Source organism: Streptomyces sp. NPDC046805 (assembly GCF_040645355.1).
Lineage (GTDB): Bacteria > Actinomycetota > Actinomycetes > Streptomycetales > Streptomycetaceae > Streptomyces.
In genome coordinates this window covers 60,941-72,210 of record NZ_JBEYYC010000017.1, presented here as the reverse complement: position 1 = coordinate 72,210, position 11,270 = coordinate 60,941, and the positions used below count along the sequence as shown (strand labels likewise).

Sequence of the window (11,270 nt, the reverse complement as noted above, 5' to 3'; positions counted from 1 at the left end):
GCCGTGATCGGTATCAACGAGTCCGTGATGCAGTTCCTTCTGGCATTCGTCGTCGTCGGCCCGCTCCTCGGCGCCGCCGCGGCCCTCCTGCCCGCGCCGCCCGGACTGAAGGGGAAGTCGCCCGAGCAGGCCGTGCTGCGGCACGGCGTCACCGTGACCGGCGTGATCCTCATCGCCGCGATCGTCCTGGCGCTCGGCTTCGACCACGGCCACCCGTCGAAGATGCAGGCCCAGACCGACATCAGCTGGATCCCCGCACTCGACGTGCGGATCCACCTCGGCATCGACGGCATCTCCCTCCCCCTTGTGCTCCTGACCGCGCTGCTGACCTTCCTCTGCGCGCTCTACTCGTACTTCAAGCCGCCCGCGGGCCCGTCCCCGAAGGCCTTCGTCGCCCTGCTGCTCGTCCTCGAGTCCGGCACCCTCGCGACCTTCGCCGTCCTCGACCTGCTGCTGTTCTTCCTCGCGTTCGAGACCGTGCTGATCCCGATGTACTTCCTCATCGCCCGCTGGGGCGGCGAGGGCCGGGCCCAGGCGGCCTGGAAGTTCATCCTCTTCACGCTGCTCGGGTCCGTCGTCATGCTGCTCGGCCTGCTCCTGATCGGAATCAACGCGGGCACGTTCGACATGGTGGCACTCGCCACTGACAACGGCCGGACGCTGGCCACATCCGTGCAGGTCATCGCCGTTCTTGCGATCGGGATCGGGCTCGCGGTCAAGGCGCCGATGTGGCCGCTGCACAGCTGGCTGCCGGACGCGCACACCTCGGCGCCGACCGTCGGCTCGGTCCTGCTGGCGGGCGTGCTGCTGAAGATGGGCACGTACGGTTTCGTACGGATCCTGCTGCCGATCGCGCCCGACGGCTTCCGCGTCTTCGCGCCCTACCTCGCTGCCTTCGCCGTCGTCGGGATCATCTACGGATCCCTGGCCTGTCTGGCCCTCGCCAAGCGGGGCGTGAAGGGCGACCTCAAGCGCCTGATCGCCTACTCCTCCGTCGGCCACATGGGCTTCGTCCTGCTCGGCATCGCCACGATGACCCCGACCGGCGTGAACGGCGCGCTCTTCGCCAACATCGCCCACGGCCTCATCACCGGCCTCCTCTTCTTCCTGGTCGGCGCGCTCAAGGACCGCACCGGCACCTCCGACCTCGACGCCCTCGCCGAGGAGACCGGCGCCGCGCTGTACGGCAAGGCTCCGCGGCTGGGCGGGCTGCTGGCCTTCGCCGCGGTCGCCTCGCTCGGCCTGCCCGGCCTCGCCGGGTTCTGGGGCGAGATGCTGGCGCTGTTCGGCGCGTTCGACCCGGCACCCGGTCTCAGCAGGCCCGCGTTCCTCACGTTCATGGCGATCGGCGCGTTCGGCACGCTGCTGACGGCGGCGTACCTGCTCGTGGTCGTCCGCCGCGTCTGCATGGGCGACGCCGCGCAGGAGAGCCCGAAGCTCGCCGACGTCCGCCCGTACGAGTTCGCGGCCTGGACCCCGCTGGTCGTCCTCACCGTGGTGGCCGGACTGTGGCCCAAGTCCCTCCTCGGCCTGACCAATCCGGCCGTGCAGCAGCTCCTCGCAGGAGGCACCCGATGAGCGCCCTGGCCCAGCCCCTCGCGCAGTCGCTGGTCCAGTCCGTCGACTGGCTCGCGATCGCACCGCCCACCGCCGCGGCGGTCGTCGCCCTCGTCGTCCTCGTCGCCGACCTGTTCGTGCCCGAGGGCAGGAAGGCCGTCCTCGGCTGGATCTCCGTGGGGGGACTCGCCGTGTCGGCCCTCCTGCTGCTGCCGCTCCTGGGCGGCAACCGCGGCACGTTCTGCCTGACCGGCGGCCCGCGCGCGTGCAGCTACACGGTCGACCGGTTCACCCTCGTCATCCAGTTCCTCGTCCTCGGCGGCGCGCTCCTGGCCGCCCTGCTGTCGGTGACCGCGCTGAAGGACGGACGCCGCACACTCCCCGAAGGGGAGTTCTGGTTCCTGCTGCTGTCCTCCGCCGCGGGCGCCGCCCTCCTGCCCGCCTCCCGCGACCTCGCCACCCTCGTCGTGGCCCTGGAGGTCGCCTCGCTGCCCGCCTTCGCGCTCGTCGGCATCCGGATGGGTGACAGCAGATCCTCCGAAGCCGCCCTGAAGTTCTTCCTGTCGTCCGTCACGGCCACCGCGGTGAGCCTGATGGGCATCAGCTTCGTGTACGCCTCCACGGGCACCCTCTACCTCACCCAGGTCGCCGACCGCATCCAGCACGTCGACGGGCAGCTCCACACGCTCGCCCAGACCGGCGTCGTACTCACGCTCATCGGCTTCGCCTTCAAGACGGCCGCCGTTCCGTTCCACTTCTGGGTGCCCGACACCTATGTGGGAGCGCCCCTGCCCGTGGCCGCCTACCTGTCGGTCGTCGGCAAGGCGGTCGGCTTCTCCGGCCTGATCCTCGTCACCGTCGTGGGCTTCCCGTCGTACGCCGATGTCTGGGGCCCCGCGCTCGCCGTGCTGGCCGCCCTCACCATGACCGTCGGCAACGTCGGCGCCCTGCGTCAGCAGGCCACGCGCGCGTACAGCGCCGTACGGCTGCTCGCCTGGTCCTCCGTCGGCCAGGCCGGCTACCTCCTGGTGCCGATCGCCGCGGCCGGGTACACCAAGGACGCCCAGAAGGCGATCGGCTCCACCGTCGCCTACGCCCTCATGTACGCCGCCGTGAACCTCGGCGCCTTCGCGGTCGCCGCCCTGGTGGGCCGTACGAAGCACCTCAACCGCATCGCCGACTACCGGGGCCTGTACGCCACCAACCCCGTGACCGCCCTGCTCATGGCCTTCTTCCTGCTGTGCCTCGCCGGGCTGCCGCCGGGCGTCATCGGCCTCTTCGCGAAGGTCACCGTCTTCTCGGCGGCCGTCGACGCGGGGCTCGGCTGGCTGGCGGTCGTCATGGCCGTCAACGTGGTGATCGCGCTCTTCTACTACCTCCAGTGGACGGCCCTGCTGTTCCGCGCCCCCGAGGGCGAGCCCGTGAAGCACCGCGTCCCCGCACCGCTCACGGCCGCGATCTCCCTCACCGCCGTCCTCGGCATCGCCCTCTCCGGCGCACCCCAGCTGGTCCTCCGCTTCACCGCCACCGGCCTGTTCTGAGCACTCCGCACGCGCGCCTCACCCGGACGGCTGAGGCGCGCGGCCGTGCCCGCCAGGGAACTCGCGGTCGCCGCCTGGCGTTGACCACTGCGGAAGGGTCCACTGGACGTGAGGCCACGGCACGCCCGTGGCCTCGGACATCAGCAAGCAGATCAAGCAAGCAAAGGGCTCCCCTGCTGCACCACTTGGAGGGCGTACCGTGCACCGCCGGCACAACGGGCTCAGGACCGCAGTACTCCTCGGGGGGCTGTCGGCACTCATCATCGTCATCGGCAGCTTCTTCGGCCGTACGGGTCTGATCGTCGCGGTCGTCGTCGCCCTCGGCACCAACGCGTACGCGTACTGGAACAGCGACAAGCTGGCGCTTCGCGCGATGCGTGCCCGCCCGGTCAGCGAGTTCGAGGCCCCGGCCCTGTACCGCATGGTCCGCGAGCTCTCCACCGAGGCCCGCCAGCCCATGCCCCGCCTGTACATCTCCCCGACCGAGGCACCGAACGCCTTCGCCACGGGCCGCAACCCGCGCAACGCCGCCGTGTGCTGCACCGAGGGCATCCTGCGGATCTTGGACGAGCGCGAGCTGCGCGGCGTCATCGGGCACGAGCTCAGCCACGTCTACAACCGCGACATCCTCATCTCGTCGGTCGCCGGCGCCCTCGCCTCGGTGATCATGTTCCTGGTCAACTTCGCCTGGCTGATCCCGGTCGGCCGCTCCGACGACGACGAGGGTCCCGGCCTCCTCGGCATGCTGCTGATCCTGATCCTGGGGCCGATCGCCGCCAGCCTCATCCAGCTCGCCATCAGCCGCTCCAGGGAGTACGAGGCGGACGCCTCGGGCTCCCAGCTGACCGGCGACCCGCTGGCCCTCGCCAGCGCCCTGCGCAAGCTCGACGCCGGCACCAAGCAGCTTCCGCTGCCCCCCGAGCCCAAGATCGAGACCGCGAGCCACATGATGATCGCGAACCCGTTCCGCCCGGGCGAGGGAGGTCTCACCAAGCTGTTCTCCACGCACCCGCCGATGGCGGAGCGCATCGCCCGTCTCGAGAAGATGGCAGGCCGATATCGATGAAGATCATCCTGAACATCATCTGGCTCGTCGTGAGCGGCTTCTGGCTGTTCCTCGGCTATCTGCTGGCCGGCGTGCTCCTCTGTCTGACGATCATCGGGGTGCCCTTCGGCATCGCGGCGTTCCGTATCGGCGTCTACGCCCTGTGGCCCTTCGGCTACACGACGGTGGAGCGCCGTGACGCGGGCGCCCCCTCCTGCGTCGGCAACGTCCTGTGGCTGGTCCTGGCCGGCTGGTGGCTGGCCCTCGCCCACATCGTCACCGGCGTCGCCCTGTGCCTCACGATCATCGGCATCCCGTTCGGCATCGCCAACTTCAAGCTGATACCGGTCTCCCTGTTCCCGCTGGGCCGCGAGATCGTCCCCACGGACGAGCCGTTCGCGGGGCGCTGACCCCGGGCCGGGGGAGCCGCTAGCGAGTCCCCGCCCGGCGCCGTACGCCGTAGACCGCCGCGCCCACCGCCAGCACACCCGCCCCCGCGGCCACCGAGACCGCCGGCAGCGCGAACGCCAGCGTGACGCACCCCAGCAGCCCGAGCGCGGGCACCACGCGCGCGGACGCAGCCGGACGCAGCGTCCAGGCGGACGCGTTGGCCACGGCGTAGTAGAGCAGCACGCCGAAGGAGGAGAAGCCGATCGCGCCCCGTACGTCCACCAGCGCCGCCGCCACGGCGACGACCGCGCCCACGGCCAGCTCGGCGCGGTGCGGGACCTGGAAGCGCGGGTGCACGACCGCGAGGGCCCGGGGGAGATGGTGGTCGCGGGCCATGGCCAGGACGGTCCGGGACACACCCAGGATCAGCGCGAGCAGCGACCCCAGCGCGGCCACCGCGGCTCCCGCCCGCACCACGGGCATCAGCCCCGGCACGCCCGCCGCCCGCACCGCGTCCGCCAGCGGCGCGCCCGCGCGCGCGAGGCCGCTCGCCCCGAGCACGGAGAGGGCGGCGACGGCCACGCACGCGTACACCGCGAGTGCGATGCCGAGGGCCAGCGGGATCGCGCGCGGAATGGTGCGCGCCGGATCGCGCACCTCCTCGCCGAGCGTCGCGATCCGCGCGTACCCGGCGAACGCGAAGAACAGCAGACCGGCCCCCTGAAGCACCCCGCCGACGCCCGACGGGGCCCCGACGCCCAGCCGCCCGGGATCGGCGGCCCCCGAGTTCAGGCAGGCGACCACCACAGCGGCGAGGACCGCCAGCACGACAGCCACGATCACCCGCGTCAGCCATGCGGACTTCTGGATGCCGCCGTAGTTCACCGCGGTCAGCGCCACCACGGCCGCGACGGCGATCGCGTGCGCCTGCCCCGGCCAGACGTACGTGCCCACGGTGAGCGCCATCGCCGCGCACGACGCCGTCTTCCCGACGACGAACGCCCAGCCCGCCAGATACCCCCAGAAGGCCCCGAGCCGCTCCCGCCCGTACACGTACGTCCCGCCCGACGCCGGATACAGGGCGGCCAGCCGCGCCGAGGACATGGCGTTGCAGTAGGCGACGACGGCCGCGACGGCCAGGGCCGGCAGCAGCCCGGACCCCGCGGCGCGCGCGGCGGGCCCCAGGGCGGAGAAGACGCCGGCCCCGATCATCGAGCCGAGCCCGACGAGCACGGCGTCCCGCACCCCCAGAGCGCGCCGAAGTTCTGAACCGGAACATGTCATGCGTCGCACCCTACTGATCCGCAAATCGTGCCGATCCACGCAACCGGCCAAGGGGCCGCTGGCGTCCTGTTCATCAACGCCGTACGAAGGGCAGGTGCAGGGGCATGAGCATCATCAGTTGGATCATCCTGGGACTGCTGGCCGGCGTCATCGCCAAGATCCTGCTGCCGGGACGTGATCCGGGCGGCTTCATCGGTACGACCCTCATCGGCGTCGTGGGCGCGTTCATCGGCGGCTGGATATCAGCCCGCTGGCTGGACCACCCCGTCACCAAGAACTTCTACGACGGCGCCACCTGGGTCGCCGCGATCGGCGGCTCGCTGGTCCTCCTGGTCGCCTACCGCATCTTGTTCGGGAACTCGCGCGACTGAGCGCGGCAGGAGAGACGCGAAGCGACGAGCGGCAGAGACGAGAAGGGTGGGCGCCCCGGGCGCCCACCCTTTCTCGTGCGTACACGTCAGTACGCGTACGGAGCCACCGCGTACGGAACGTACGGAACTACCGGTAGTTCACGAACTGCAGAGCGAAGTCGAAGTCCTGCCCCTTCAGAAGGGCGATCACGGCCTGCAGGTCGTCGCGGCTCTTGGAGCTGACGCGCAGTTCTTCGCCCTGCACCTGGGCCTTGACGCCCTTCGGACCCTCGTCGCGGATGATCTTCGCCACCTTCTTGGCGTTCTCCTGGGAGATGCCCTCCTCGATCGAGGCGAAGATCTTGTACTCCTTGCCGGACAGCTGGGGCTCACCCGCGTCCAGGGCCTTGAGCGAGATGCCGCGCTTGATCAGCTTGGACTGGAAGACGTCGAGGATCGCCTTGACCCGCTCCTCGGAGTTCGCCTGCATCAGGATCTTCTCGCCGGACCAGGCGATCGAGGCGCCCACGCCCTTGAAGTCGTAGCGCTGCGAGATCTCCTTGGCGGCCTGGTTGAGGGCGTTGTCGACCTCCTGCCGCTCGACCTTCGAGACGATGTCGAAACTGGAGTCGGCCATGTCCTGTGGCTCCTTGTATCCGGGTGTGTATCGAGTGCGTGCCGGCGTGCCCGAAGGCAGCGGCCGAGCCCGGCGCAGAACCGGTTCGCATCCGGTCCAGCCTAGTCACCCCGCGGGCTGGAGGTGCCGATCAAACGAGTGGCGAAGCACCCCTCGGCATCGGGTATTGTTTACGTCGTTGCCAGAGAGCACCGGCGAGAGCGGGCGCGATGTGGCAACGAACCCCGGCGGTGTGCCCGAGCGGCCAAAGGGAGCAGACTGTAAATCTGCCGGCTCAGCCTTCCCAGGTTCGAATCCTGGCGCCGCCACTTTGGGGAAGACCCCCTCTGACCCGTGGAAACGCGGATCAGAGGGGGTCTTTTTGTGTCCGGATCTTGCGCCCCGAATGCTGGGTTCCGGGTGCGGTGCGAGGCGGCCGTGACCTCTCTCACGCCCGTGCGCGGCACCGTGCACACTGGCCCCATGTCCTCCCGTCGTAGAGCCTGTCCGGTGTGCCGTCGTGAAATCGCCGTCGTCGCGGGGCGGTTCGCGCGGCACGACCCGCCCGGTGCGCGGGAGGGCGGGGAGCTCGTCTCGTGCTCCGGGTCGCGGCAGCCGGCTCAACTGGGGGCCGTTCAGCCCTCGTTGGACGGGTACGTCGTACCGGTCGTCCCCGGGCAGCTCCCGCTGTTCTGAAGCGGGCCGCTCTTGCTCGTGCGGCCCGCCGGGGCCAACCTCAGTTCCCCGCCACCGACTTCACCGCGACCGACACCGGAGTGGAGCCGCTGATCAGCTCCAGCGTCAGACCGGCCGTCGCCGTGCTGTCCACCAGGTCCGCGAGTACGGCGGCCACGTCCGCGCGCGGGATCGAGCCGCGGCCCGTGTGCGCCTCCAGGCGGACGAGGCCGGTGCCGGGGTCGTCCGTGAGCCTGCCGGGGCGCAGGATCGTCCAGTCCAGGGCGTCCAGGCCGCGTACGTACGCGTCGGCCTCGCCCTTGGCGCGCAGATACACGTCGAAGACGTCGTCGCCCTGGTGGGCCGGATCCGCGGCCATCGAGGAGACGATCACGAAACGGCGTACGCCCGCGCGCGCGGCCGCGTCCGCGAACAGCATCGCCGCGCGCTTGTCCACCGTGTCCTTGCGGGCTGTTCCGCTGCCCGGGCCGGCGCCCGCCGCGAAGACCGCGGCGTCCGCGCCCTGCAGATGGGCCGCGATCCCCTCGACCGAGGCCGACTCCAGGTCGAGCAGGACCGGTTCGGCACCCGCCTCCCGCAGATCGTCGCCCTGCTCGGGGTTGCGGATGATCCCCGCGACCTCGTCCCCGCGCGCGGAGAGCAGCCGCTCCAGCCGCAGCGCGATCTGACCATGACCACCAGCGATGACAATGCGCATGTTTCCGACCGTACGCCCGAAGGGCCGCATCCGCCGCGTGACTTGACAGCGGCCCCGCGGTCAAGGGCGCGCCTAGGACAACTCCCCGCGCCCCTGCCGCGGCAGCCCCAACTCCGCTGCCACCGCCGAGTTGCAGTACTCCCGTACCGCGCTGGTGCGGGCCACCACGCGCCCCCGGTGCACCACGATCCGGCTGTACGCCAGGGACAGGGCGCCCGCGAGGTGGCCGCCCCGTACGGCGAGGAGTTCGGCCGGGAAGCCGGCCTCCACGCGGACTTCGGGCAGGCCGAGGACCGCACGGGCCGCGCTGCTCACCGCGTCGTACGCGTCCTCGGGTCGCAGACCGTGACCGGAGGCCAGCAGATAGGCCGCTTCGAGGGGATCCCCGCGACCGACCGGGTTGGACAGGTCCCGCAGGGCGCCGCTCCCGGCCGCGACCCGCACCCCGGCCGCCCGCAGCAGCCGTACCGGAGCCGCTCCTCGCCGGTCGACGCCGTCGCAGCCGCCCTGCGGCAGGCACACCACCGTCACCCCGGCCGCCGCGAGCCGGTCGGCGATGCGGGAGACGACATCGGCGCGGAGCCGGGCCAGACCGGCGCACGGGCCGAGGGACACGCCGGGGCGCATGCCCCCGGTCATCGCCGCGAGCCGGGCCAGGCGGGCCGGGTCGGCGGCGTCCGTGTGCAGGTCGACGGGGATGCCGTGCTCGGAGGCCACCTCCAGGACCGCCTCCACGTAGCCCGTGGGGTCGGGGTCCAGGTCCGGGCAGCCGCCGACCACGGAGGCGCCCATCTTCACCGCGTCCCGCAGCATCGCGAGCCCGTCGGCCCCGGCCACCCCGGTCAGCACCCGGGGCATCGCTACCGCCGTGAGCTCCGTGAGCCCGCGCAGCGAGCGCCGCGCCTGCAGGACGGCCGCCAGCGCGCCCAGCTCCTGGACGTCCCCCACACGCACGTGGGCCCGCAACGCCGTGGCCCCGTGCCCGAGTTGCAGCAGGGCGGCCTCCGTCGCCCGGCGCTGGACGTCCTCGGGTTCGTACGACACCGGTCCGTCGCCCTCGGCGGAGAGGGCGGTGTCGGCGTGGGCGTGCGGTTCGGCCGGGGCGGGCAGGAGCAGATAGCCGCTGAGGTCCACGCGCGCGCCGCCGGAGCGGGCCGGACCCGGGACCAGGCTGCCGGCCGTGCCGACCGCCTCGATGCGCCCGCCGCCGAGCCGTACGTCCACGGTCCGGCCGTCCGTGAGCCGCGCCCCGCACAACAGCAGGCCCGCCGCGTCGGACGGTCCCGGGGAACCCGACGAGCTCGACGACGGAGGGGGCTGCTGCGGCTGGCTGTCGGGCATCGCGCTCCAAGCGATCGGGAGGGCAAGGGAGGCAACGGAGGCTGGGGAGGCAACGACCGTGCGCGGGGTACGCAAGATCACGCAGAGTGAGTCGAGCCTAGGGTGGCGAACCGCACTCGTCGGGGAGGAGCGCAATAGTCGTACCGGTGTGGTCCGCCCTTCCGGAGGCATGCGCTCAACCGCTGATGAGAGCCGTGCGGGAGGGGTCCGAGGGGCTGCCGGGACCGACCGCGCGACGCCCCTGGGCAGGTGCTGTGGAACGGATTTGGGCGAACGGCGGCGGACCGTGTAATGTCTTCATCGCTCGCCCCAATAGCTCAGTCGGCAGAGCGTCTCCATGGTAAGGAGAAGGTCAACGGTTCGATTCCGTTTTGGGGCTCTGGTGTGAAAGGTTCCCGTCGCAAGGCGGGGCCGATCTCATCAAAGCGGTGTAGCTCAGTCGGTAGAGCAAGCGGCTCATAATCGCTGTGTCACCGGTTCAAGTCCGGTCACCGCTACACACAGTAGCCGATTGCGGGGTCGGTCCTTCGATCGGCTACTCTTTCTTGCGTTGAACTAGCCCATCCGTTCGTCCTAGGAGCACTCACGTGGCTGCCACCGACGTCCGCCCGAAGATCACGCTGGCCTGCGTGGAGTGCAAGGAGCGGAACTACATCACCAAGAAGAACCGGCGTAACAACCCGGACCGTCTTGAGATGAAGAAGCACTGCCCGCGTTGCAACGCGCACACCGCGCACCGCGAAACGCGATAAATCAGGCTCGTACTTGAGGCCGCCCCCGCACACTGGGGGGCGGCCTCAAGTCGTTTCACCGGCCGTCCGAGGCCAGCCAGCACGCTTAAGACCAGGAGGTGCCGAGCCATGGCGCTCGACCAGTCCTTCGTCGGGCGGACCTACCCGCCCACCGAGCCCTACGAGGTGGGCCGGGAGAAGATCCGCGAATTCGCCGAGGCGGTGGGTGACACCAATCCGGCGTACACGGATCAGGAGGCCGCCAAGGCGCTCGGTCACCCCGATGTGATCGCCCCGCCCACGTTCGTGTTCTCCATCACGTTCCGGGCCGCGGGGCAGGTCGTCGAGGACCCGCAGCTCGGCCTGGACTACAGCCGGGTGGTGCACGGCGACCAGAAGTTCGCCTACAGCCGCCCGGTCCGCGCCGGCGACCGGCTCACGGTCACCTCGACCATCGAGTCGATCAAGTCCCTCGCGGGCAACGACGTCCTGGACATCCGGGGTGAGGTCCACGACGAGGCGGGCGAGCACGTCGTGACCGCCTGGACCAAGCTGGTGGCCCGCGCGGCCGAGGAGGCCTGAGGAACCGATGACGGCGAAGATCGCTTACGACGATGTCGAGGTCGGCACCGAGCTGCCGGCGCAGACCTTCCCCGTGACCCGCGCCACCCTGGTGCGGTACGCGGGCGCCTCCGGGGACTTCAACCCCATCCACTGGAACGAGAAGTTCGCCAAGGAGGTGGGCCTGCCGGACGTCATCGCGCACGGCATGTTCACCATGGCCGAGGCGATCCGCGTGGTCACCGACTGGGCCGGTGACCCGGGCGCGGTCGTCGAGTACGGCGTCCGCTTCACCAAGCCCGTCGTCGTCCCGAACGACGACAAGGGTGCCGAGATCGAGGTCGGCGCCAAGGTCGCGGCCAAGCTCGACGACAACACGGTGCGCGTGGACCTCACCGCCATGAGCGACGACAAGAGGGTGCTCGGCATGTCCCGGGCGGTCGTACGCCTGGCCTGAGCGA

Annotated in this window: 13 protein-coding genes and 3 tRNA genes; 12 read left to right on the top strand and 4 right to left on the bottom strand. The window is 70.9% G+C overall.

Features of this window, described 5'->3' with window-relative positions; translation table 11 throughout:
• Positions 1 to 3 precede the first annotated feature (3 nt).
• The 4 genes from ABZ910_RS19905 to ABZ910_RS19890 all read left to right on the top strand — a co-directional run bounded on the left by ABZ910_RS19905 (position 4) and on the right by ABZ910_RS19890 (position 4,553).
• On the top strand, positions 4 to 1,578 hold the full coding sequence (locus ABZ910_RS19905; RefSeq protein WP_361366477.1) for an NADH-quinone oxidoreductase subunit M: 1,575 nt from the start codon (positions 4 to 6) through the stop codon (positions 1,576 to 1,578).
• Positions 1,575 to 3,098, top strand: coding sequence for an NADH-quinone oxidoreductase subunit N (locus ABZ910_RS19900; protein WP_361366474.1), 1,524 nt, complete (start codon positions 1,575 to 1,577; stop codon positions 3,096 to 3,098). Before ABZ910_RS19905 ends, ABZ910_RS19900 begins: the two co-directional genes overlap by 4 nt.
• Before the next feature lie 199 nt (positions 3,099 to 3,297).
• Complete coding sequence (gene htpX, locus ABZ910_RS19895; RefSeq protein WP_361366471.1) at positions 3,298 to 4,164, top strand: zinc metalloprotease HtpX; 867 nt, start codon at positions 3,298 to 3,300, stop codon at positions 4,162 to 4,164.
• Complete coding sequence (locus ABZ910_RS19890; RefSeq protein ID WP_361366468.1) at positions 4,161 to 4,553, top strand: YccF domain-containing protein; 393 nt, start codon at positions 4,161 to 4,163, stop codon at positions 4,551 to 4,553. Before htpX ends, ABZ910_RS19890 begins: the two co-directional genes overlap by 4 nt.
• A 19-nt stretch (positions 4,554 to 4,572) precedes the next feature.
• Here the strand turns inward: ABZ910_RS19890 and ABZ910_RS19885 are convergent, their stop codons facing one another.
• Positions 4,573 to 5,817, bottom strand: coding sequence for an APC family permease (locus ABZ910_RS19885; RefSeq protein WP_361366465.1), 1,245 nt, complete (start codon positions 5,815 to 5,817; stop codon positions 4,573 to 4,575).
• 104 nt (positions 5,818 to 5,921) lie between these two features.
• On the opposite strand from ABZ910_RS19885, the gene ABZ910_RS19880 reads away from it, so the two are divergent.
• Positions 5,922 to 6,188 (top strand): GlsB/YeaQ/YmgE family stress response membrane protein, encoded by a 267-nt coding sequence (locus tag ABZ910_RS19880; protein ID WP_361366462.1) that lies wholly within the window; start codon positions 5,922 to 5,924, stop codon positions 6,186 to 6,188.
• Positions 6,189 to 6,315: 127 nt separating this feature from the next.
• Here the strand turns inward: ABZ910_RS19880 and ABZ910_RS19875 are convergent, their stop codons facing one another.
• Positions 6,316 to 6,804, bottom strand: coding sequence for a YajQ family cyclic di-GMP-binding protein (locus tag ABZ910_RS19875; RefSeq protein WP_361366459.1), 489 nt, complete (start codon positions 6,802 to 6,804; stop codon positions 6,316 to 6,318).
• 226 nt (positions 6,805 to 7,030) lie between these two features.
• Here ABZ910_RS19875 and ABZ910_RS19870 point away from each other — a divergent pair.
• A tRNA-Tyr gene (locus ABZ910_RS19870) sits at positions 7,031 to 7,112 on the top strand.
• 154 nt (positions 7,113 to 7,266) lie between these two features.
• Positions 7,267 to 7,479 carry a hypothetical protein gene (locus tag ABZ910_RS19865; protein ID WP_361366456.1) on the top strand — a complete coding sequence of 71 codons (213 nt, stop codon included), beginning with the start codon at positions 7,267 to 7,269 and terminating at the stop codon, positions 7,477 to 7,479.
• Positions 7,480 to 7,519: 40 nt separating this feature from the next.
• Here ABZ910_RS19865 and ABZ910_RS19860 read toward each other — a convergent pair whose 3' ends face one another.
• Both ABZ910_RS19860 and ABZ910_RS19855 read right to left on the bottom strand, forming a co-directional pair.
• Entirely contained in the window at positions 7,520 to 8,176 is a 657-nt protein-coding gene (locus tag ABZ910_RS19860) for an NAD(P)H-binding protein (protein ID WP_361366454.1), read from the bottom strand.
• 72 nt (positions 8,177 to 8,248) lie between these two features.
• Positions 8,249 to 9,517: an amidohydrolase family protein gene (locus tag ABZ910_RS19855; protein ID WP_361366451.1), complete on the bottom strand. Its 1,269-nt coding sequence runs from the start codon at positions 9,515 to 9,517 to the stop codon at positions 8,249 to 8,251.
• A 306-nt stretch (positions 9,518 to 9,823) separates the two neighbouring features.
• On the opposite strand from ABZ910_RS19855, the gene ABZ910_RS19850 reads away from it, so the two are divergent.
• The 5 genes from ABZ910_RS19850 to ABZ910_RS19830 all read left to right on the top strand — a co-directional run bounded on the left by ABZ910_RS19850 (position 9,824) and on the right by ABZ910_RS19830 (position 11,266).
• A tRNA-Thr gene (locus tag ABZ910_RS19850) sits at positions 9,824 to 9,896 on the top strand.
• A gap of 45 nt (positions 9,897 to 9,941) precedes the next feature.
• Positions 9,942 to 10,014, top strand: a tRNA-Met gene (locus ABZ910_RS19845).
• Positions 10,015 to 10,104: 90 nt separating this feature from the next.
• Positions 10,105 to 10,269 (top strand): 50S ribosomal protein L33, encoded by a 165-nt coding sequence (rpmG, locus tag ABZ910_RS19840; RefSeq protein WP_003948671.1) that lies wholly within the window; start codon positions 10,105 to 10,107, stop codon positions 10,267 to 10,269.
• A 108-nt stretch (positions 10,270 to 10,377) separates the two neighbouring features.
• Positions 10,378 to 10,830: a MaoC family dehydratase N-terminal domain-containing protein gene (locus tag ABZ910_RS19835; protein ID WP_361366448.1), complete on the top strand. Its 453-nt coding sequence runs from the start codon at positions 10,378 to 10,380 to the stop codon at positions 10,828 to 10,830.
• A gap of 7 nt (positions 10,831 to 10,837) precedes the next feature.
• Positions 10,838 to 11,266, top strand: coding sequence for a MaoC family dehydratase (locus ABZ910_RS19830; protein ID WP_361366445.1), 429 nt, complete (start codon positions 10,838 to 10,840; stop codon positions 11,264 to 11,266).
• Positions 11,267 to 11,270 lie beyond the last annotated feature (4 nt).